17 protein-coding genes are annotated in these 20,972 nt (G+C 66.1%); 9 read left to right on the plus strand and 8 right to left on the minus strand.

All coding sequences use genetic code 11. The features are described from left to right. From CF8_RS01720 to CF8_RS21305, 3 genes are all read left to right on the plus strand, one after another. Positions 1–643: sugar ABC transporter substrate-binding protein (locus tag CF8_RS01720; protein WP_156887304.1), on the plus strand; the 643-nt coding region annotated here is incomplete at its 5' end. A gap of 508 nt (positions 644–1,151) precedes the next feature. Continuing rightward, entirely contained in the window at positions 1,152–1,481 is a 330-nt protein-coding gene (locus tag CF8_RS01725; RefSeq protein WP_198016932.1) for a DMT family transporter, read from the plus strand. A 78-nt stretch (positions 1,482–1,559) separates the two neighbouring features. Then, a complete protein-coding gene (locus CF8_RS21305) occupies positions 1,560–2,360 on the plus strand; it encodes an MOSC domain-containing protein (RefSeq protein WP_198016933.1) in 801 nt (266 codons plus the stop codon). 263 nt (positions 2,361–2,623) lie between these two features. Here the strand turns inward: CF8_RS21305 and CF8_RS01730 are convergent, their stop codons facing one another. The 3 genes from CF8_RS01730 to CF8_RS01740 are packed head-to-tail and all read right to left on the minus strand — an operon-like array spanning position 2,624 to position 6,105. Next, positions 2,624–3,511: an AAA family ATPase gene (locus CF8_RS01730; protein ID WP_010831415.1), complete on the minus strand. Its 888-nt coding sequence runs from the start codon at positions 3,509–3,511 to the stop codon at positions 2,624–2,626. Continuing rightward, positions 3,508–4,653: an XdhC family protein gene (locus tag CF8_RS01735; RefSeq protein WP_010831416.1), complete on the minus strand. Its 1,146-nt coding sequence runs from the start codon at positions 4,651–4,653 to the stop codon at positions 3,508–3,510. Before CF8_RS01735 ends, CF8_RS01730 begins: the two co-directional genes overlap by 4 nt. 21 nt (positions 4,654–4,674) lie before the next feature. After that, positions 4,675–6,105 carry an NAD(P)/FAD-dependent oxidoreductase gene (locus CF8_RS01740; RefSeq protein ID WP_051204090.1) on the minus strand — a complete coding sequence of 477 codons (1,431 nt, stop codon included), beginning with the start codon at positions 6,103–6,105 and terminating at the stop codon, positions 4,675–4,677. A gap of 309 nt (positions 6,106–6,414) precedes the next feature. Between CF8_RS01740 and CF8_RS01745 the strand changes: the two genes are divergently transcribed. Then, entirely contained in the window at positions 6,415–8,049 is a 1,635-nt protein-coding gene (locus CF8_RS01745) for an FAD-dependent oxidoreductase (protein ID WP_036489989.1), read from the plus strand. Positions 8,050–8,205: 156 nt separating this feature from the next. Continuing rightward, positions 8,206–8,844, plus strand: a complete 639-nt coding sequence (locus CF8_RS01750) for an NAD(P)H-dependent oxidoreductase (RefSeq protein WP_010831419.1) — start codon at positions 8,206–8,208, stop codon at positions 8,842–8,844. A gap of 359 nt (positions 8,845–9,203) precedes the next feature. Here the strand turns inward: CF8_RS01750 and CF8_RS01755 are convergent, their stop codons facing one another. Then, on the minus strand, positions 9,204–10,079 hold the full coding sequence (locus CF8_RS01755; protein ID WP_010831420.1) for a bifunctional methylenetetrahydrofolate dehydrogenase/methenyltetrahydrofolate cyclohydrolase: 876 nt from the start codon (positions 10,077–10,079) through the stop codon (positions 9,204–9,206). Between the two features lie 204 nt (positions 10,080–10,283). On the opposite strand from CF8_RS01755, the gene CF8_RS01760 reads away from it, so the two are divergent. Beyond that, positions 10,284–12,737, plus strand: coding sequence for a GcvT family protein (locus CF8_RS01760; protein WP_010831421.1), 2,454 nt, complete (start codon positions 10,284–10,286; stop codon positions 12,735–12,737). Next, positions 12,737–13,594: a formyltetrahydrofolate deformylase gene (purU, locus tag CF8_RS01765; protein WP_010831422.1), complete on the plus strand. Its 858-nt coding sequence runs from the start codon at positions 12,737–12,739 to the stop codon at positions 13,592–13,594. The genes CF8_RS01760 and purU overlap by 1 nt, the downstream gene beginning before the upstream one ends. A 143-nt stretch (positions 13,595–13,737) precedes the next feature. Here purU and CF8_RS01770 read toward each other — a convergent pair whose 3' ends face one another. Together CF8_RS01770 and ilvA are read right to left on the minus strand one after the other, a co-directional pair. Continuing rightward, entirely contained in the window at positions 13,738–15,255 is a 1,518-nt protein-coding gene (locus CF8_RS01770) for a PucR family transcriptional regulator (protein ID WP_010831423.1), read from the minus strand. Positions 15,256–15,436: 181 nt separating this feature from the next. Next, positions 15,437–16,681 carry a threonine ammonia-lyase IlvA gene (gene ilvA / locus CF8_RS01775; protein WP_051204092.1) on the minus strand — a complete coding sequence of 415 codons (1,245 nt, stop codon included), beginning with the start codon at positions 16,679–16,681 and terminating at the stop codon, positions 15,437–15,439. A gap of 485 nt (positions 16,682–17,166) precedes the next feature. On the opposite strand from ilvA, the gene CF8_RS01780 reads away from it, so the two are divergent. Continuing rightward, positions 17,167–18,183: a tyrosine-type recombinase/integrase gene (locus CF8_RS01780; protein WP_010831425.1), complete on the plus strand. Its 1,017-nt coding sequence runs from the start codon at positions 17,167–17,169 to the stop codon at positions 18,181–18,183. A gap of 61 nt (positions 18,184–18,244) precedes the next feature. Here CF8_RS01780 and CF8_RS20595 read toward each other — a convergent pair whose 3' ends face one another. After that, positions 18,245–19,432: a HupE/UreJ family protein gene (locus tag CF8_RS20595; RefSeq protein WP_051204093.1), complete on the minus strand. Its 1,188-nt coding sequence runs from the start codon at positions 19,430–19,432 to the stop codon at positions 18,245–18,247. 1 nt (position 19,433) lies between these two features. Continuing rightward, positions 19,434–19,820, minus strand: a complete 387-nt coding sequence (locus tag CF8_RS01790; RefSeq protein WP_010831427.1) for an ArsR/SmtB family transcription factor — start codon at positions 19,818–19,820, stop codon at positions 19,434–19,436. Positions 19,821–19,872: 52 nt separating this feature from the next. Here CF8_RS01790 and CF8_RS01795 point away from each other — a divergent pair, with 52 nt between their 5' ends. Next, on the plus strand, positions 19,873–20,901 hold the full coding sequence (locus tag CF8_RS01795; RefSeq protein ID WP_051204094.1) for a cation diffusion facilitator family transporter: 1,029 nt from the start codon (positions 19,873–19,875) through the stop codon (positions 20,899–20,901). The last annotated feature ends 71 nt before the right edge of the window (positions 20,902–20,972 follow it).

The raw sequence follows: 20,972 nt of genomic DNA on the forward strand, positions 1-20,972 counted from the left end.
CGAGCCTCCACGAAACCCGGGGCGATTCAGCACGTTCATTGACTGGGCAAAGGCCATGGGGGAGTCGCAGGCGACGTGGCTACTGGCGCAGCTCGGCGAGGATGCCGATGTGATCGAGGTCAGCGTGCCCGAGCTGGTCGTGACCAACGCCATCCACGAGGGGTTCGCGGCTGCCATGGAGGAACAGTGCCCGGCGTGCAAGGTCACCGAGGTCAAGGCGCAGATTGCTGACTTCGGGCCCGCGCTCCAGGAGAAGATCGAGACCGCGCTGCTGCGCAACCCGAACGCCAACGGCATGGCACTTTCCTACGACGACCTGATGACTACGGGTGGATCCGCAGCGGTCATGGCCTCTGGTCGCAATGACTCGCTGGCTGTCATCGCAGGTAGTGGCTTCCCGGCCAACGTGGAGCTCATCCGCAAGGGTCAGGGCCAGGACGCTGGCTTCGCCTACGACATGGGGTATGAGACCTGGGCTGCTGCCGACATGATCAACCGCCTGTTGGCAGGCGAGGACCAGGGCCCGTCGGGGGTCGGCATCGCAGTCTTCGATGCCGAGAACGGATTGCCGTCCGAGGGCCAGGCATGGTCGGTCGACATCGATTACAAGCCCGTCTACAAGGCGATGTGGGGCGTTTCCTGACATTGCTCGCGCGGGGGACGTCCCACGGCGGCGTCCCCCGCTGGACAGTTGACTACTTCGCTGGCGTCTCGCACCCTTGTGTGCGCCCGGGGACAGTTCTCGCGAGCGCTACCGGTCGTCAATGGCTCGGTTCACCATTCGGATCTGATGGTTACCGTCGGTCGACCCGGTGTCGTCGAGCGTCTGACCGGCGCGATTGACGGCGACCCCGCCGCTGCCCTTTGCTTTCCAACAGCGATGGGCTGCCCCGCTGGGTATCGACGGAGATCGCAAACCCGGGCGATTCAAGGCGTGACGGTTCGGCACCGCTCTCCTACGACCCCGACTTGGACCGTATCGGCGACTGGCACCGCGCAGCAGGCGACAGTCCATGAGCGACCCGCCGGGGTCGTTGCCGGAAAGCGATAAACCGGCTGACGGTTTCCGACACGTGGCACGCAGACGCCGGTAGGGATGCGCCCTACCGTCGGACCGTTCCCAGGAGTGACATGGCGCAAGGCGGAGACAAATGGTGACCTACCTGCTGCTAGGACTGGCAATCGCTGTGGAGGTGATGGCCACCCTGTCGTTGCGAGCATCCGAGGGCTTCAGCAGACTCCTGCCAAGCCTTGTCGTTCTGGGCGGTTACGGGCTGTCGTTCTTCCTGCTCTCCTTGGTGCTCCAGCGCGGTTTGGACGTCGCTGTCGTGTACGCATTGTGGTCCGCGACAGGCATTGTCGCCATCGCTGCGATCGGCGCAACCTTCTTGGGTGAACGCCTCACGAGTGCTCAGGTTCTGGGCATGGCCCTCATAGTCGCCGGTGTGCTTGCCCTCGAGCTGGGTGCGCGCCACGGTTGATCGGCGGCGCATAGCGATCAGGTCCGGGAACGACACGTCGACGGCGAGTCGATACCCGCTGTTGAATCGGGAGACACTGTGGTTACGAAGCCCGAATGGGTCGGAACGGTCGCACAGCTGTACACGACTGCGACGAAGGGATTCGCCCTCCGCGAAGTCGAGCACATCCAGGTGACAGCGTCAGGGATCGTCGGTAACCGCGAGTTCTTCCTAGTCGACGTCGACGAACGCCTGTACTCGGTGCCTAAAGACCCCATCTTTCTCGACTACTGGACCACCTACGACCCGCTCGCCAACACGTTCCGAATCGGTAGGCGAACGGTCGTCCATTGCGAAGCCGAAGTGCGCCCTGCAGGTCCTGTTCGCCCGTTCCAATTCGACGAGCGCAAGGTCGATGGTAGGTGGACTCCGGGGCCATGGGACGCATGGTTCTCCGAGTTGGCCGGGCGTAACCTGCGACTGGTTCGCTGCGCTGAGCCCGGCGCAGGTGGGGACGTCCACCCTGTCACCATCGTTTCGTCAGCCTCGTTGAGATCGCTGGGGTTTGAGCTCGACGGCCGACAGGTGGACGGTCGTCGGTTCCGGTTGAACATGACGCTCGATCTGGGCCCGGACCCCTATCGAGAGGACTCCTGGGCTGACCGAGCCGTGGCGGTCGGAGACTGTGCGCTCAGGGTCATCAGCGGGGTTCCACGATGCGTGGCTGTCGAGCATCGTCCGTACGACGGCGACCGGGCACTCCAAGTGCAGCGACGCATCCGGGAAGTGCGCGGTGCCACGCCGAGCGAGTCGGGTCCTGCCGTCCTATACGGCATGTACGCAGGTGTCGTGTCGCCAGGACGTGTCCGCGTCGGCGACCGGGTAGCGCTGACGAGCTGACGGATTGTCTGGTAGGCGCTCCTGCGTGCTGGTTGTGCCACTCACGGAGGAGGTACAGAGTCGCGGGACTGGGCCCGTTAGACGAACGAGACAGCGGAGGCAACACGGAGTGTGTCCGGCGCGTGGGTGAGGAACAACAGGATCCGAATGCAACGCCCCGCGCTGGGTCGCCTCGGCGGACATGTACGTGACGTGATTCGCACACGCCGCAGGCACACGTCATCCCGGTCGCGGCCGTGGCCGCGACGTCTCTGACGGCGAGGTCACGACCCGAGGATCTGCTCCATGGCGCGACTCACACGCTCGGCGTCTTCGTGATACTTCACCAGGGCGCCCAGCGTGACGGCGGCTGCCTCGAGATTCAACTCGACTGTCTGGAGATAGTGGAGCGCTTTCGCCCAATCCAATGTTTCGGCGACGCCAGGCGGCTTGAGCAGTGCGTGTTCCTCAAGTCGAACTTCTTGGACCACTCGCACGACCTGCGCTGCTAGTTCTCTTGAGACCTCGGGGGCGCGGGAGTGGACGATCTGCAGTTCGCGTTCCAGTCCGGGGTGTTCGACCCAGTGGTAGAGACATCGACGCTTCAGCGCATCGTGTAGTTCGCGCGTCCGGTTGGAAGTCAGCACTACCACTGGAGGGACGGATGCCCGGACCGCGCCGATCTCCGGAATGCTTACCTGATTCGTCGAGAGAACCTCGAGCAGGAAGGCTTCGAACTCGTCGTCGGCTCGGTCGACTTCGTCGATGAGCAGGACGGTCGGGGCCTGCCGCAAGGCCTGGAGCACCGGGCGCGGCAACAGGAAGCGCTCGTCGAAGAGCCCCTTTTCGGCTTCCGCTGCGTCGACCGCACCGGCTGCTTCCAAGGCGCGCAGGTGCAGGATCTGACGGGGAAAGTCCCAGTCATAGAGAGCTTGGGTGGAATCGATGCCCTCATAACATTGGAGCCGAAGGAGGGGCAATTGCCAGGCGGTGGCCACAGCCTCCGCAAGGGCGGTCTTGCCCGTACCGGGTTCGCCCTCCAGCAGAAGCGGTCTGTGCATCTTCATCGCTAAGAAGACAACCGCAGCCAGCTCCGGTGAGCAGAGGTAGCCGGTCTCGCCCAGCAGTCGCTCAACGTCGTCCGGTGAGTCGACTCGGTCGGCCGGGATCACAGCGATACCGCAGCTTCGGGGCGATGAATGGCGCCGTCCGTCGAGCTGAGAGGTAATCCGGTCCCACCCCAGCGGCTGGAGACGATTTCGGCTGCGATGCTGATTGCGGTCTCCTCGGGAGTACGAGCGCCCAGATCGAGGCCGATCGGGCTAGACATGCGGTCGAGCTGCTCCTGTGTGACGCCGGCTTCTCGAAGGCGAGTCATCCGGTCGTCGTGAGTGCGACGTGAACCCATCACGCCGACATACGCGGCGGGGAGGGTGAGCGCAACGGAGAGGAGGGGCACGTCGAACTTCGGGTCGTGGGTGAGAACGGCGATGACTGTGCGATCGTCGACCCGTCCTTCCTGGTGCTCTCGTGCCAGGTACCTGTGTGGCCAGTCCACAACGACCTCATCCGCCTGGGGAAAGCGTGCCGAGGTCGCGAAGACGGGTCGCGCGTCACACACGGTGACGTTGTAGCCGAGAAAGGACCCCACGGATGCGACCGCCGCAGCGAAGTCGATAGCGCCGAAGACAAGCATCCGTGGCTGCGGCGCGAACGCCTGGACGAACACCTTCATTCCATCGCCGAGCCGTTGGCCGTCGGGACCGTAGGTGAGCATCGCGTTGTGACCAGCAGCCAACAGTCCGAGTGCGTCATCGGCCACTGCGTTGTCGGCCCTGTCGCTACCCAAGGAGCCCTTGATCGAGAGCTCCCCTCCTTCCGGGTACAGCACTACCCGTCGACCACGCCACGCGGCGTCGGGATGGTCGACGACAGTCGCGACGGCCACGGGTCGACCGGTGCGGATGTCGTCGACGACTTCGGCAAAGTGCGGGAAGGTTTCACGGTCGAGCCGTTCCACGAAGACGTCCAGTTCTCCTCCACACGTGAGCCCGACCGCGAAGGCTTCGTCGTCGGAGTACCCGTAGTGCTCGAGCACCGGAACTCCATCTGCGACGACCTCGCGCGCAATCTCGTAAACGGCGCCTTCCACGCAGCCCCCAGATACTGAGCCGTGCACCGTGCCGTCGGGTCCGACGCCCATCGCGGCGCCGGGCCCACGCGGGGCAGACTTCGAGGTGTCGACGACGGTGGCCAGTCCGATCGAGACGCCGTCGTCCCACCATTCAATGAGGCGATCGATGATGTCGCGCATGATGTGTCTCCTTGCGGTCGGTCATCCAAGGAACGATGTGGGGTCGATCCGCGCTATGAGACGGGTGGGGAGGTCGATCCGGGCCTCGTCATCTTGTTTGCGGTCTTGGCGAAGCATTGCCGCCTTGACGAGTTGGCCGCCTAAGTAACGGAACGGCTCGGGCGGAAGGCCGTGTCCCGAGGGTGCCCTTGTCAAGAACGACGTTGTCATTCCGTCAGTCGACCTGGTGGCTAGGCCGGCCAGGATCTGAGCGCCGATGACAGACGGCCCGATGCCATCACCCGAGTAGCCCGTGCCGTAGTAGACGCCCGGGAAGCCGTTGATCTCGCCGAAGAAGGGTAGAGAGGACAGCGAGTACTCGACGGGCGCGCGCCACGAGGACACCAGTTCGGCGCCTGCCAAGCTGGGCACCGTTCGCGCCATCTGCGCCAACAGTCGGTCCGGGCGTGGGGCTGCGGTGAACATTGTGTTGGTACCCCGGACGCCCCAACCGATACCAAGGCCTGCCTTGCCGAAGAGGACGTCGCCGCCGCTCATCGGACGCCAATAGTCCAAGAGGCGCCCGGAGTCCGAGACGTTGGTGAGCGGAGGGTTTGCCAGCTCGTGTCGCGGGCGAACCACCACATTGTCCGAGGCCGTCGTGACGAGGTGGGAGCGAAGTTGCGGGAACTGGTTGCACCACGCGTTGATCGCCAAAACCACCGAAGCGGCTCGGACTGATCCAGAGTCAGTTGTCACTGTGGTGGCAGCGTGCTCGCGGAGCAATCCCGTCATCGGGCTGTGCTCGTGCACTACGACACCCAGGGTCTGGGCGACTCTCATGAGACCACGGGCGAGACGTGCGGGGTGCAGACCCACGCAGGTCGGGTCGAGGATTCCGCCCCGTGCGGGCGCACCAGCCAGTCGAGTCGCTTCCGCGGCGTCGACTTCGACGAAGGGGCATTCGCGGTATGCGGTCGCGGCTTCGAGGGTGTCAGTCCACGCCCCGTCCTGGCTGCTGTTGTTCGACGCCCACAACCACCCGTTCGACTCGATCTGCGCGTCGATGCCATGTTCGACGCAGAAGCGGCGAATGTGATCGATCGCCTCCACCGACGCCCGAGCCACGTCTGCGCCCTCGTCCTTGCCGCCCGCACGCAGCAGGGACGGCAGTTTGGGCCACAGGTTCATCAGCATGCCGGCGTTGGCTCCGCTGGCTCCGGAGCCGCACAGACCCGCTTCGAGCAGGACCACGTCGATGGTGGGTTCGCGGGTCTTCAGCTCGATCGCGGTCCACAAGCCGGTGAAGCCGCCACCGACGATGCACACATCGGCCCGGAGATTGGAGGTCAGCGGCTCGGCATCCATGCGGCCTGCCTCGTCGACCAGCGCGTCAGCCATCCAGAACGAGCGAACTCCCGCGTCGGCGATGTTCAAGTCATGGACGCGTGGGACGCGCCACGTTGCACTCATCGGACGACTCCTCGAGTACGGGTCCGTGCGTGCTGCCGGCGCGGAGGCGGAGAAGCGGAGCTGTTCGAGGAACGCATCTGGTCAATCTAGGAGCGGTCAGAACCGCACTCCTGCACAGTCGCGGGCAAAGATGCGTCGGGGCTTGTACGGAAGCGGTAGTGGGCTGGCAGGTGATGCCGATCGCGAGCCTGGCATCGAGCCTTGGTGACTTCCGCACAATCTCGTCGTTGGCCTTTGTACCACCCAGCAGTGCACAGGCGGTCTCTTCGGACGAGGATGAGCCGTCGAGTCCGGAGAGGGGCGCGCTGGATGACCTTCGCTATTACTCAGTCATGTTGCAAGGACGCGGCCTGCATCCCGGTGTGTCCGGTCCAGTGCATCCGACCTCGACCCGGCGATCCCGACTTCGAGAGCACGGAACAGCTCTACATCGATCCGTCGAGCTGTATCGATTGCGGCGCTTGCGCCACCGCATGTCCGGTTGATGCGATCTACTCCAGCGAGGCACTGCCCTCGAACCTTGCCGGATTCGGCGCGATCAACGCCGAGTACTTCGAGGCGCGTCCGTCGACGCCGGTTGAACCACCGGTGGTCTCCCGCCATCGTCTCCCTCCGGGCCTGTCGACACTGACGGTCGCGGTGATCGGATCGGGACCCGCTGCCCTGTATGCGGCCAACGAGTTGACAGAGATCCCCGGCGTCGAGGTGACGATCATCGAACGGCTCCCCACGCCTTTCGGGCTGATCCGCGCAGGAGTCGCGCCCGACCACGAGTCCACCAAGCGCATCGCTGACCGGCTGGGCCGCGTCTTGGTCAGGCCCAATGTGCGTTGTCTGTTCGACGTGGAGGTGGGACGCGACATCTCGATCGCAGAAGTGCTGCAGCATCACCACGCTGTCATCGTGGCAACTGGAGCAGCTGGCGCGCGACGGCCAGGCGTCCCAGGGGAAGATCTCACCGGTTCGGTCTCAGCCAGAGACTTCGTGTCTTGGTACAACGGTCACCCCGACAGCGCCGTCCCGGATTTCAGCATCAAAGGGCGGAGGGCGGTCGTCGTCGGCAACGGCAATGTAGCCCTGGACGTCGCGCGCCTGCTCGCCCAGCCGTCCACCGCATACGGGTCTACGTCGATGTCCGACGCCGCGCTCAGGTCCCTAGCCGCCAGCAACATCGATGAAGTGTCCATTGTCGGACGCAGGTCACAAGCCTTCGCCGCCTACAGCACAGCCGAGCTGTCGGCGCTGGCACACCTGCCACACGTAGATCTCCTCGCGAACGCGAACGAAGTTGCTGTCACGGACGATGACTGGGCCGCTGCTTCCCTCGCGAGCGGCGGGTGGGCCCTGGCTCGCCGAGCCGGCATCGTCGCCGAGGCTGCCGCTCGCAATCGCGCACGGCCTCGGCGCATAGTCCTCCGCTACGGTCTGACGCCGCTGGCAGTCTTGGGCCAGCACGAGGTGACCGGCGTCGAGCTGGCCCGGCATGACGGGACCACCGAGATGATCGAGACCTCGCTCGTCATCTGGGCGGTGGGATTCACCGGACAGCCCATCGACGGATTGCCCTTCGACGTGGACAGGGGAGTAGTCCCGAATCGTGCGGGACGGGTCATCGACATGCCCGCCGGGCGGCCGATGCCGGGCGTGTATTGCGCCGGATGGGCGAAACGCGGGGCCTCGGGGGTCATCGGGACGAATCGCATCGACTCGGCCGAGACAGTCGCCTCGCTGGTCGAGGACTTCAGGAACGGACACCTAGCAGATCCGGCCGGGGGCTCGGAATCATTCGCAGCCCTCGCACGGGTGCGACGGCCCGGCCTGCTGGGGGTCGACGAATGGCGACGAATCGACGATGCGGAGGTGCGTGCAGGTCGCGATCAAGGCCGCAGCCGGGTCAAGCTCGTGACGTGGGCGGACCTCCGCGATGCAGGTCGTAGGGACTGATCGTCGTCGAAGTGCCTGCGTCCACACGTCGGCGCAAGAACCGCAGTACACCCGCAAACCCCGGCGGCTTTTTCTTCTGACAGTGAGTAGGAGGGCTCGCAGACGTGACGACACCATGGAACTGGTCCGTCGCTCTTCCTTTCCGAAAGGTTCCACATGTCGCCGGTCAAGGTCGCTGTCATCTACTACTCCGCTACGGGGACCATTCATTCGATGGCCGAACGGCTGGCGACCTTCGCGCGCGGCGCCGGCGCGGAGGTCCGGCTCCGCCGAGTCGAGGAACTGGCCCCGCCGGAGGCCGTGTCACGCAACCAGGCGTGGGCAGAGCATGCGAGTGCCACTGAACACATCGATGTCGCGTCAGCCGATGACGTGCTGTGGGCGGACGGCGTCCTGTTCGGAACGCCAACTCGGTTCGGAAACGTTGCCAGTCAGCTGAAGCAGTTCTTGGACACCTTGGGGCCGCAGTGGTCACAGGGCCTGCTGGCGGACAAGGCATACGCCGGTTCCACGGCCACTCAGACGGCACACGGGGGTCAGGAGTCGACTCTGCTCGCGCTCTACAACAGCGTCTACCACTTCGGTGGTGTCCTCGTGCCACCGGGCTACACCGATCCCCTCAAGTTCGTCGACGGCAATCCGTACGGCGTGTCCCACGTGACTGGCCAGTCGAACAAGGAGCCGTTGGGAACGCCGCAAGTAGCTGCACTCGAGCACCTGGCCAGCCGTATCGTCCGGGTGTCCGGAAGGTTGCGGGGCGAATCCGCGTCGACTCCCGGCGACGCGAACGCGTAGTCGCGCGCGCTTCTCGCTGTACCGAGACGATCTCATGGCTCATCCAGCCGGCTGGGCAGCTGCCCTTTCCCTGCGATCTCGAACGGAGGTATGACAATGGCGAAGCAACAGGTGCCCGGTAGACAGAGGACCTGGGCGACACCAGCAAGGACCGGATGGTCGGCAACACAGTCGAGCTCACTCAGGTCCTGCGAGGATTGCGGCGAGGAACTCCAGCACTGCGCCGGATGCTCTGAGCCTCGGTGCCTGAGGTGCGAGCCGTACCTCTCCGACGACTGCCGTTGGGTCTTGTAGCAGCCAACCCGAGGCTTACGGGCCGGCGCAAAGGCTGCATCATCTTCGGAACCTGGACCCAGGCTCTAACAGCCGTGAGTGCGATCTTCGCCCGCACGGTCCGCGAGCTCGACGACGTTGCGCAGCAACATGGCCCTCGTCATTGGCCCCACACCGCCGGTGGCGCGCGTCCAGCGCCCAGCCACCTCCGCCACGTCGGGGTGGACATCGCCCAGGATGCCTTCCACAGTGCGGGTGATGCCCACAGACAGCACCGTGGCGCCGGGCTTGATCCAGAAGGGCTTCACCAGGTGCGCCACGCCCGCCGCAGCGATGACCACGTCCGCTACGCGCGTATGGGCAGCCACATCGACCGTTGCCTCGTTCACCATGGTGACGGTCGCATGCTCACTCGGACGGGTCAGCATGAGCCCGAGGGGACGACCCACTGTCGTGCCACACCCGATGACGCAGAACTGCGAACCGGTAATGGGAACGTCGTGCCCGCGAAGCAGCTCAAGGATCCCGCGGGGAGTGCACGGCAGCGTCCCCGGCTGGTTGAGCACGAGCCGGCCGAGGTTGACGGGATGAAGACCGTCCGCGTCCTTCTCGGGATCGATGGCATTGAGCACTCGATGAGTGTCGATGTGGGCGGGCAACGGCAGCTGCACGATGAAGCCCGTGCACCGAGGATCCTCGTTCAGCCGCATCACCGCCTCGAGGACTTCGGCCTCGGAGGCGGTCGAGGGGAGGTCGATGCGGATCGAGTGGACGCCGACCTGGGCGCAATCGCGATGTTTGCCACCTACATAGGCGACCGACCCGGGGTCATCACCGACGAGAACCGTTCCGAGGCCGGGCCTCCGACCGGAGGCGACGAGCGCAGCGACGCGTGGGACAAGCGACTCCTTCACCCTGCGTGCCGCGAGGTTGCCGTCGAGAACGAGCGCCTTCCGTTCCATCAACATGCCCTTTCTCCAGCATCGTCGAAGCAGGTCGCGAACCGCTGACAAACGGCCAGCGGCAGTCACCCGCGCCAACCCTCAGCGAGGTTCGCCCGAAGCACCATTGATCGATCGCACAGCCGCGGCTCGTCCTTTTGATAGGGCGACGCATGGCGATGCCCTCGCTCGCGAGGCACCGTCCTTGCAACGAAAGGTGGCTACATGGGAGCGCAGAAGCAACTGCCCGGCCGGGCGCAGGTCGTAGTCGTGGGCGGCGGCATCATCGGGACCAGCACGGCTTACCATCTGGCTTGCCGCGGGTGGACTGACGTGGTTCTCCTCGAGCGCAACACCCTGACCTCAGGGACGACCTGGCACGCGGCTGGCCTGGTAACCCAGGCACGCGGCACCTGGGGTACGCGTGAAGTCGTGCAGCGCAGCCTCGAGGTGTTCCAGAGCCTGGAGGAGGACACCGGGTTCTCGACCGGCTTCGTCACCACAGGAACGCTCAACCTCGCTACCTCGCGGGAGCGACTCGAGGAGATGCAGCACCTCGCCAGCGTGGTGCGCGGCAATGGAATCACTGCCGAGCTGCTGGACACCGACCGCACCCTCGAACTGCATCCCCTGCTGAATCCGCAGGGTCTCCAGGGCAGCCTGTACTTCCCTCAGGACGGGCGTGGGAGTGCCACCGACACCACCATCTCCTTGGCTCGAGGCGCCGCTCAACGGGGCGTGCGCATCGTGGAGGGTGTCGTTGTGACGGGCGTCCAGACCGCAGGTGGACGAGTCACTGGCGTCAACACGAGCGTGGGAGACATCGAGGCCGAGTACGTGGTCAACGCGGGCGGCATGTGGGGTCGGGAGATAGGCGCCATGGCCGGTGTGGATGTGCCACTTCAAGCGCTCGCCCACTACTACGTGGTGACTGAGGCGATCAAGGATCTACCTCGGAACCTGCCGACCATCAAGAGCGGGGACGAGTACGCGTATGTCAAGGACGAAGCGGGCGCGCTCATGGTCGGGTTCTTCGAGCCGGGCAGCTATCCCTGGGCTTCCCGAGGCATTCCAGTCACGGATGGTTACCTGCAACTGCCCGAGGACTGGGACCACCTCGGCGAGTACTACGAGAAGATGGTGGAACGCGTCCCGGTGCTGGCAGATGCAGGCATCAAGCTTCACTTCTGCGGTCCGGAGAGCTTCACTCCTGATGGTCAGTACCACTTGGGCGAAGCGCCGAACCTGCAAAACTTCTTCGTCGCTGCCGGCTTCAACTCAGTCGGGTTCCTGTCTGGGCCGGGAGCCGGGTCGGTACTGGCGGACTGGATCGTCGACGGACGTAGTCCGGTCGACCTTCCAGAAACGGATCTGGGTCGCGTGCAGCGACACGAGACCAACCGGCGGTTCTTGGAGGAGCGAGTCGTCGAATCGCTGGATCTGGCCTATGAGATCCATTGGCCCTTCCAACAACGCTCCACAGCCCGCGCCCTGCGAACGAGCCCGCTCTACGAGCTGACATCCCACGCGGGAGCCGTTTTCGGCGAGCTCGCAGGCTGGGAACGTGCCAACTGGTACGCGCCTGACGGCGTCGACCGACGGTACGAGTACTCGTTCGGCCGCCCCAACTGGTTCGAGCACTCCGCCCGCGAACACCGCGCCGTTCGGGAATCGGTCGGGATGATCGACACGTCCTCGTTCGGGAAGCTGCTGGTGCAGGGCCGAGATGCACTACAGGTCCTCAATCGGCTCTCGGTGAACAACGTCGACACCGCGGTGGGGCGCATCACCTATACCCAGTGGCTGAACGAGCACGGTGGCATCGAGTCCGACGTCACCATCACACGGATCGCCCCCGACCAGTTCCTGGTGCTCTCGGGCCCCGCCACCATTGCTCGCGATCGGGCGCACCTCCAGCGCCACATCCGCCGAGAGGAGTTCTGCACGGTGGCCGACGTCAGCGGCACGATGGCCATGCTGGCGGTGATGGGACCTCACGCGCGGGACCTCCTCGGGTCGCTCACCGACGCCGACTTGTCGAATGATGCCTTCCCCTTCGGCGCTTCACGTGAGATCGACCTCGGTCTGACGTTCGTGCGCGCTACTCGCGTGACCTACGTGGGCGAGCTGGGATGGGAGCTCTTGATCCCTTCCGAGAGTGCGCGTCACGTCTGGAACGTGATCCGGGAGGCCGGCGGCCAGCACGGTCTGCAGCCCGTCGGCTACCACGCGATGAACTCCCTCCGGCTCGAGAAGGCCTACCGCAGCTGGGGCCACGACATCTCTGCCGCCGACAACGCCATCGAGGCCGGTCTTTCGTTCACGGTCAAGTGGGACAAGCCGGGCGGGTTCGTCGGTCGAGAGTCATTGGAGAGGGCGAAGAGCGAGGGTGCGGCACGCCGTCTGGTCCAGTTCGTCCTTGAGGACCCAAGCACCCTGCTCTTCCACGACGAGCCCATCTATCGGGACAGCCGGCTGGTTGGCCGGGTGGCGTCAGCCCAGTACGGGCACACCCTGGGCGGCGCGGTCGCCCTGGGGTGGGTGGAAGCCCCGGAGATCGTTCCGCGGAGCTGGTTCGAGGCGGAGCCGTACGACATCGAAGTGGGAGGGCGACGAGTACCGGCTCGCGCATCCCTCAGCCCCATGTATGACCCCAAGTCTGAAAGGCCGAAGAGCTGATGCATGATCTGGTTCTCACACTCTCTTGCACCGACAGGCAAGGAATCGTCGCCATGGTGGGAGGGTTCCTGGCCGACCGGGGCTTCACCATTCGGGACAGCCAACAGTTTGGTGACGAAGAGACCAACCTCTTCTTCATGCGGGTGCACGCTGCCCCGCTGCCGCGGAGCCCGATCGACTTCGAACAGGTCCGCGCGGAGTTCGGTGCGACCGTCGGTGGGGTCCTCGAAGCCGACTGGGCGATCCACGACCCGAGCCGAAGGCATCGGATGCTTGTCATGGTCTCGCGTCAGAGCCACTGCCTCAATGACCTCCTCCACCGCGTCCAGGTGGGCTCTCTGCAAGCCGAGGCCGTTGCTGTCGTGTCCAACCACGAAGACCTGAGAGGGCTGGCGGAATGGCACGGAGTCCCCTTCCACCATGTCCCCGTCACTCCCGAGAGCAAGTCCATGGCTGAAGCGGAGCTGCGCAAGCTCATCGCGGCCTACGACGCTGAAACCGTCGTGCTCGCCCGCTACATGCAAATCCTCTCCAACGAGTTGGCCGAGCACCTTGCCGGCCGGGCGATCAACATTCACCACAGTCTGCTGCCGAGCTTCAAGGGTGCGCGCCCCTACTTCCAGGCGCATGCTCGCGGCGTGAAGGTGATCGGCGCCACGGCCCACTACGTGACGGCCGACCTCGACGAGGGGCCGATCATCGAGCAGGACTTCACGCGGGTCGACCATCTCCACTCTGCCGCGGATCTCACTGCTGTCGGACGCGATCTCGAAGCACTCGCACTGGCGCGCGCCGTGACGGCTCACGCTGAGCACAAGGTGCTGATGAACGGTTCGAGAACGGTGGTGTTCCGATGAGTCGGCTCTGGACGGTCCCGCCTGAGTGGGAGCGTGTGGATGGTGTGTCCGACTGGTACCCGACCATGGAGCAGACGTCACTCGGAGCAAACATTGTCTTGGGCGAGAACTGACAGTGCAGAGGCGCGAGGCGCGGGAGCTCTTCAGTCCCGATCAGGCGTGAGCAGCCGCAGGGTCCGTAGCGCCAGGTAGAGCTCAGCCTGTACTCCGAAGTCCCGAAGGTCAGTTCCGGTGAGCTCTTCGACCTTGTGCAGGCGGTACACGAGAGTCTGCTTGTGGATACCCAGACGTCTTGCGCCCTCTTGCCAGGATCGGTTCGCCTCGAAGTACACCTCCAGCGATCGTATGAGCTCCGAGTCGTGCTCGTCGTCGTAGGCGATCAGGGCGCCGAGGAGACGTTGGACGGCAAACTGGCCCTCGGCGACCGTACTGGGCATGAAGTAGGAGCCGTGCGATCCGTAGACCGCCGAGCTGACTCCGCCCTGGATGGCGCTCTCCAGCGCCCATCGGGCTTCACGAACTGCGTCCGCGAAGCGAGAAACGGCGGCGAACGGCTGGCTTGCACCGTGCTTGGCCCGAGGCTTCTCGAGCTCAAGCCCTTGCTGGTACTGGGCTTGCATCACGGTCACGAGGTGAGTGTCGTCAACGTAGGCGTAGAGATGGGGCCACGGGACATAAGCCAGAGCATCCACCAGCGTGCTTGTCGAAGGGTCGTTGTCCACCGACGCTGGACCGTCCTTCCACGCCGTCACCTGCCATGGCCCCTCGCCCAGTCCGAGTGCCGTGAGCTGTACAACAGCTGCCTCCGGAGCGATGGTGCGATCGAGCATGTTTCGCACCAGGCCGGCCGCCCGCGCCCGCGCCCTTGCTGCTCGGGCCGCCCGGCGCTCGACCTCGAACTCGGCAATCGTCGCCGTGTGCTGCGCCAGGAGCAGGTCTGGAGCAGATTGCTCCGGGTTGGTCCGGACGAGAAGCGCGGCTGAGTCGCTCGACCCGACTGGGACCAGCAAGGCCGACACGTCGCCGTCCTTGATGCGGTTGAACGCCGACAGCTGACCGCGCTGCTCGGCAACTCGCGCAAGCACTGCTTCGCGCAGCGGGTCGGGGATGCTGCTCCGGCTGGGCAGCAACTCCCTGCCGTGCCGCAGCTCGAGCACGTTCAGGTCTGCTCGCAGTTCGGTCGCGCAGTCGTCGAGAAGTCTGTCTCCTTCGCCTCTGGCCTGCGAACGCCGCAGGATGTTGTAGAGGCGTAGCACCTGTGAGGCACGCAGGCTGTCCTGACCACCGTTGGCGTCGGCGACCAAGCGGGCAAGGGTGACGAAGGGAACACTGCGAGCCGTCAGCAGGATGGGAAAGTCGAGGGCATCTGCGGCGGCAAGCGCCTCACCGGTCAGGGGTGGCGCCTTGAAGCCCTCGCCCAGGGCGAGTCCGGCGATGTCGGCTTCGGCCAGCGCGCGAACGAATGCGGTCTGTCCTTCGGGATCAGATGGAAAGCTGTAACCGTCGGTCATCAACAGGTCTCCACTGCCGAGCCAGTTCCAAGGATCCTCGACTTCGCACGTGTGCGCCCACATCACCCGCCGATCACGGCCGGCTGCACCAGCCACGATCTGCGTGCGGACAAGGGGGTCCTCAACCAGGGAACCGATGGTGAATCGCACATGACATGTTCCCATGCCCGATCGCGCGTGGTCCCGGTCGACGCGGTGCGTGGGGGACGAGGTCGCCGACGTGGTCAGCCTCCACGCCGACGGCCGGCCCGGGAACGCGCCGAGGCCATCGAGGACCTGCGGCGCTCGGAGCACTGCGTGTGGGTGCGCTCGTGGTGAGACGCGCTCGCCCCTACTGCACGAAGCGGAACAGCGGGCTGCTGGGCTCCACCAGCTCGACGCGCAGGGGAGAGTCCTCCATTCGGCGGATCAAGGTGGCGTAGTCCGCCCGTCGCTGCAGCTCCACGCCGACCAGCGCCGGGCCGGTCTCGCGGTTGGATCTTTTGACGTACTCGAACAGGGTGATGTCGTCGTCCGGTCCCAGCACCTCGTCGAGGAAGCGCCGCAGCGCCCCGGGCTCCTGGGGAAAGTCGACCAGGAAGTAGTGCTTGAGTCCCTCGTGGATGAGCGCGCGCTCGACCACCTCGGCGTACCGGCTCACGTCGTTGTTGCCGCCAGACAGCACGCAGACGACCGTCGACCCGGGCCGCAGGTCCGATGGCATCCGGAGAGCGGCCGGGGCGAGGGCGCCGGCGGGCTCGGCGATGATGCCGTCGGACTGGTAGAGGTCGAGCATCTCGACGCAGACCAGGCCCTCGGGGACCGCGAGCAGGCTCGGCCCGTGCAGGCGGGCAGCCTCGTAGGTGAGGGTGCCGACCTTGCGCACGGCGGCGCCATCGATGAAGCCGTCGAGGTCGTCCAGCTCCACGGGGCCGCCGTTGGCGAGGGCCGCGGCCATGGAGGCGGCGCCTGCCGGCTCCGCGCCGAACACGCGTGTGCCGGGGGACCGGTCCGCCAGGTGGCCGAGGGTCCCGGCGAGCAGCCCGCCGCCCCCGACCGGGACGACGACGGTGTGGGGTGGCGCGGGGAGCTGGGCGAGGATCTCTGCCGCGACGGTTCCCTGGCCGGCGATGGTCCGCGGGTCGTCGAAGGCGGGGACCTGCGTGGCGCCGGACTCCAGAGCGAACGCGCGGGAGAGGGCGGCTGCGTCGTCGTAGGTGTCGCCGTCGACGACCACGTGGACGCCGCTGCCGCCGAGAGCGGCGATCCTCTCGCGCTTCTGGCGCGGCGTGGTGCGGGGGAGGTGGATGGTGGCGCGCACCCCCGTGCGCGCGCACGCGAAGGCGACGCCCTGCGCGTGGTTGCCCGCGCTCGCGCAGGTGACGCCGGCGGAGCGCTCTGCCGCCGACAGTTGTGCGATGAGGTTGTAGGCGCCGCGGGCCTTGTACGAGCGGACGTCCTGGAGGTCCTCGCGCTTGAGCCAGACATCGAGGCCCGTCAGCGCCGACAGGCGTTGCGACCGGTGCAGCGGCGTACGATCGACCACGCCCTCGAGGCGGGCAGCGGCCTCGTCCACTTCGCGCGATGTCACGGACATGTGTCCAAGGATCGCAGCCCTGTCGGGCCTCACGGACCGTCGTCCAAGCAGCGTGCGGAGGCTGGTGGTCCCCACAACTGGATTCGCGACCTCGTAGCGGTGGAGGGGCTGCCGGCCTGCTCGTTGCGATTCGTCTCGCTGCCACAAACTAGACACTTACAGTCGGTCACGACCCCGTTCGTCCCCGCTACACTCCGAAGTGAATCAGCACAATTCTCCCCGTAAACCCGAGGAGATCCGCGATTTTCCCGGCCGATCCGTAGCGCCCGATCTCTCCCAGAGGTCGCAGGTTCAAATCCTGCCCCCGCTACGAATTTCAGGCTCGGTTCCCTCTGGGGAACCGAGCCTGAAAGCTTTCTAACTTGACTCGGTCATCACAAAGTCAGCCTTATGTGATCAACGCCGTGCCGCCGCAGTCCGGTGAGCCGCGTATCTGGCGTTGGGGGAGCGGGCGGCGCCGTTCCCAGGGCCGGTACAACCCGGCCATGACCCACTTCATGAACGCCACCCTGCCCACCAGCACCACCCTTGACCTGATCCGGCCCGAGCCGCCGGCCCTGCCCGCCGGGATCACCGAGCTCGACGCCGCCCGGATCACCCGCGCGATCGCGGCTGCCAAGAGCGAAACCACCCGCGGCGTGTACGCCCAGGTCTGGGGGCACTGGGAACGCTGGTGCGCCCGCCGTGGCACCACCGCCCTGCCCGGCGACGCGCTGGCCCTGGCGGCCTACCTGACCGAACGCGCCGAGGACGGCAGGGCGATCAGCACCCTCGACATGTCCTGCACCGTGATCCGGCACGTCCACCGGATGACCGGCACCGACGACCCGGTCGCCTCCGAGGCAGTCCGGCAAGTCCGCCGTGGCCTGGTCCGCACCTACGGCGCCGCACCACGACGCCTGGCCCGGCCGCTCACCGTCGCCGAGATCCGCCAGATCGTCGCCCCCATCGACCGCAGCACCCCGATCGGAACCCGGGATGCCGCGATCATCCTGCTCGGCTACGCCTCCGCCCTGCGCCGCGGCGAACTCGTCGGACTCACCCTCACCGACATCGAGCACAAGCCCGCCGGCCTCCTGCTGCACATCCGCCAGTCCAAGACCGACCGCGACGGCCACGGCCAACAGGTAGCCGTCGCCCACGGCCAACACGCCCTCACCGACCCCGTCGCTGCCCTCAACGCCTGGCGCGCCGCCCGCGGCGAAACCCCCGGCGCCCTGTTCACCCGGATCTGGGCCAGCACGGTGAGCCTCCAGCCGCTGTCGGGCCATGTGGTCGCCCGCATGCTCCGCTCCCGCGCCGAAGCCGCCGGCCTCGACGGCACCCGGATCACCGCCCACTCCCTACGCGCCGGGCACGCCACCGCCGCAGCGATGGCCGGTGTCCCCCTGAACCGGATCGCCGCACAGACCCGACACAAGGACCTCACCGTCCTCGTGAACCGCTACATCCGCCCGCTCGAAGCACTCGCCACGACCTCAAGCCGCGACCTCGGCCTGTGACTCACATGCAGCCGCCAGTTGCCCATCAGTTCCCGCAGGCCGGTCGTTCCAGGAACACGAGCTAGCCGGCTGGCCGCAACCAGGCGTCTGCGAAGGCCTCGATGCTGTCGAGCTCGAAGGTCCCGCAGGTCAGCTCGTCCTGCTGGTGCAGGACCTTGACGGCCGTGGCGGGATCGAGTCCGTCGCTGGGGATGCGGTCGGCCCCCTTGGACGTCACTGCTCCGGCCACGACGCCTCGGGCGTCGGACGATGCGACGTAGTCGCGCAGTTTGGCAAGGTCCGCGCTGTCGATGTCGGGTGAGTAGAGCACGACGACGTAACCGTCGCCGAGCGAGTGACCGAAGTCGTTGATCGGTATCACGTCGCCCGGGGAGTAGAAGCTCCGCTTCGGGTGCCCGCCGCTCCCGGGGAGGGTCTCGGAGAGGGCCTCGATAGTGCAGCGCGTACCGTCCGCCAGTCGGACCGGTTCAGGGCCCTGCTCGGCCATGAACGCATTGAGCGCCACGAGTGCGCCGGTGACGGATCCGCCGATGAAGAGCGCTGCCGACGCGAGCTGGGTGGCGAGTTGCTCGCGCGATCGAGGCGCGTCCGCGCCCATGTCACCGTCCTCGTCGATCACGGCCCCAGTGGGAGGTCCCGAGTCGTTTGCACCCGTCGTGGGTCGGACAAGGAACGAAGCGAGCAGTGAGCCCACCACAAACATGGCGAAGATGGCCGTGGCCTGGCCAACTTCAATGCCGATGTTGAAGGCGATCACCTTCAGCAGACGTCCGTTCTCAGGAAGCCCCAGGTCGGCGAACCGCGTGGCCAGCCCCAGGCCGTGGACCAGGCCGAAGCCGGCGACCACAATGCCGAACCAGCCCCAACGTCGCGGTCGGCCAAGAATGCCGACGCAGCCGACGAAGGCCACCGAACCAGCAATCACGGCATCGACGTAGTCGGCGTTGACCTGCCAGCCCAGAAGCGTTGCGGCGATAAGTGTCGTCGAGTGCCCCAACACGAAGATGCTGATCAACTTGACGGACAGTCCGAAGGACTGGGCGACAAGGAGGACTCCCGCGACGAACGCGAGGTGGTCCCAGCCGGTGAGCATGTGGGTGATGCCGAGCTCGATGAAGCCGAACACGGATGCATCGCTCGCGTCGCCGCTGATTCCGTGCGCGTAGGCCGGGGCCGGCGCACTCACCGATACGAAGAGGAGGGCGAGCCCCAACGCGGCTGGGACCCCCGGCGTCTTCACCTTCGGCATGTCAGCGCAGCGTCGCATCGGTCGCAGGACGACCGGTCTTGTGGCTGTGGGGAACGTCGCTGCCCAAGCCGCGGTCGGTATGGTCGGCATGGAAGAGCGCCTCGTTCAGGAGGGCATGCACGTGGCTGCTACCTGCCGCGTAGTACATGAAGGTGCCTTCACGTCGTCCGGTCACCAACCCTGCTAGGCGCAGCTTGGCCAGATGCTGGCTCACCGCCGAGGGCGACGATTCGACCAGTTCGGCCAGGCAGTTGACCGAGGTCTCACCTTGGAGCAGCGCCCACAGGATACGGATCCGGGTGGGGTCCGCCAGGAGCCGGAACGCGTCGGCGGCGAGGGTGACCTGGCGTTCGTCGGGCATGGCGAAGTCTGGAAGTTCGGCGTGCATGAGATAATCATAGCGTTTGCGTATATGCGCGGACACGCGGATACTGGGCCGCATGTCAGACCACGAGCACGGGGGTGCCCCGGTGCATGGACACGACCACGCCGATGGGCTGCTCGGTAAGCTGAAGCACCTCGTCAAGCCGCACAGCCACGACGCCGCTGACTCCGTGGACAGCGAGCTGGAGGGCAGCGCTGAGGGCATCCGTGCGGTGAAGATCAGCCTGGTCGTGCTCGGACTCACGGCCGTAGCCCAACTCGGGGTCGTTTTCCTGACGAACTCGACGGCTCTGCTGGCCGACACGATCCACAACTTCTCCGACGCGTTGACCGCCCTGCCACTGTGGGTGGCCTTCGTGCTGAGCCGCCGCGCCGCCACCCGTCGCTACACCTACGGATTCGGCAGGGCGGAGGATCTGGCCGGAATCTTCATCGTCGTGATGATCGCGCTCTCGGCTCTGGTGGCGGGGTGGGAGTCGATCGACAAGCTGGTCAACGGTGCCACCGTTACCTACCCGTGGGTCGTGGCAGCCGCGGGTGTCGTCGGCTTCATCGGTAACGAGCTCGTCGCCGTCTATCGCATCAGGGTCGGGCGACGCATCGGTTCCGCAGCACTGGTCGCCGACGGTCTGCACGCGCGCACGGACGGATTTACCTCCCTGGCAGTGGTCGCGGGCGCCCTGGGCGTCCTCCTCGGCTACCCCCTGGCGGACCCCATCGTGGGCATCTTGATCACCCTCGCCATCCTCGTGGTGCTTCGAGGCGCCGCCCGGGACATCTACCGGCGCCTGATGGACGCGATCGACCCGGCGGTCACCGAAGCCGCCGAGCAGACGCTCCTGGACACCCCCGGGGTCACCGGCCTCGAGCGTGTCCGTCTGCGCTGGATCGGCCACCGGATCGTCGCCGACGCTGGCATCACCGTCGACGCAGGCCTGGGAGTCGTCGCCGCCCACGACATCGCCAACGAGGCACATCACCGACTGCTGCACGGGGTTCCCAAGCTTTCGGACGTCACGATCCACGTCAGCCCCGAACCGGCCGACGACAGCGATCACCACGACCTTCTCGACCACCATGCGTAGGGCGACGACGCAGCCACTGCGCGGCCGATGCCTCCTCTAGGCCTTGCGGCTCACGGGTCGGGGTGACAGGT

This window comes from Nocardioides sp. CF8, assembly GCF_000389985.1.
Lineage (GTDB): Bacteria > Actinomycetota > Actinomycetes > Propionibacteriales > Nocardioidaceae > Nocardioides > Nocardioides allogilvus.

Bases quoted from the DNA above. Each gene is read 5' to 3' on its own strand.
- CF8_RS01725 (WP_198016932.1), top strand. From the start codon at position 1,152: ATGGTGACCTACCTGCTGCTAGGACTGGCAATCGCTGTGGAGGTGATG.
- CF8_RS01735 (WP_010831416.1), bottom strand. From the start codon at position 4,653: ATGCGCGACATCATCGATCGCCTCATTGAATGGTGGGACGACGGCGTC.
- CF8_RS01740 (WP_051204090.1), bottom strand. From the start codon at position 6,105: ATGAGTGCAACGTGGCGCGTCCCACGCGTCCATGACTTGAACATCGCC.
- CF8_RS01745 (WP_036489989.1), top strand. From the start codon at position 6,415: ATGACCTTCGCTATTACTCAGTCATGTTGCAAGGACGCGGCCTGCATC.
- CF8_RS01750 (WP_010831419.1), top strand. From the start codon at position 8,206: ATGTCGCCGGTCAAGGTCGCTGTCATCTACTACTCCGCTACGGGGACC.
- CF8_RS01755 (WP_010831420.1), bottom strand. From the start codon at position 10,079: ATGGAACGGAAGGCGCTCGTTCTCGACGGCAACCTCGCGGCACGCAGG.
- CF8_RS01760 (WP_010831421.1), top strand. From the start codon at position 10,284: ATGGGAGCGCAGAAGCAACTGCCCGGCCGGGCGCAGGTCGTAGTCGTG.
- purU (WP_010831422.1), top strand. From the start codon at position 12,737: ATGCATGATCTGGTTCTCACACTCTCTTGCACCGACAGGCAAGGAATC.
- ilvA (WP_051204092.1), bottom strand. From the start codon at position 16,681: ATGTCCGTGACATCGCGCGAAGTGGACGAGGCCGCTGCCCGCCTCGAG.
- CF8_RS01780 (WP_010831425.1), top strand. From the start codon at position 17,167: ATGACCCACTTCATGAACGCCACCCTGCCCACCAGCACCACCCTTGAC.
- CF8_RS20595 (WP_051204093.1), bottom strand. From the start codon at position 19,432: ATGCCGAAGGTGAAGACGCCGGGGGTCCCAGCCGCGTTGGGGCTCGCC.
- CF8_RS01790 (WP_010831427.1), bottom strand. From the start codon at position 19,820: ATGCACGCCGAACTTCCAGACTTCGCCATGCCCGACGAACGCCAGGTC.
- CF8_RS01795 (WP_051204094.1), top strand. From the start codon at position 19,873: ATGTCAGACCACGAGCACGGGGGTGCCCCGGTGCATGGACACGACCAC.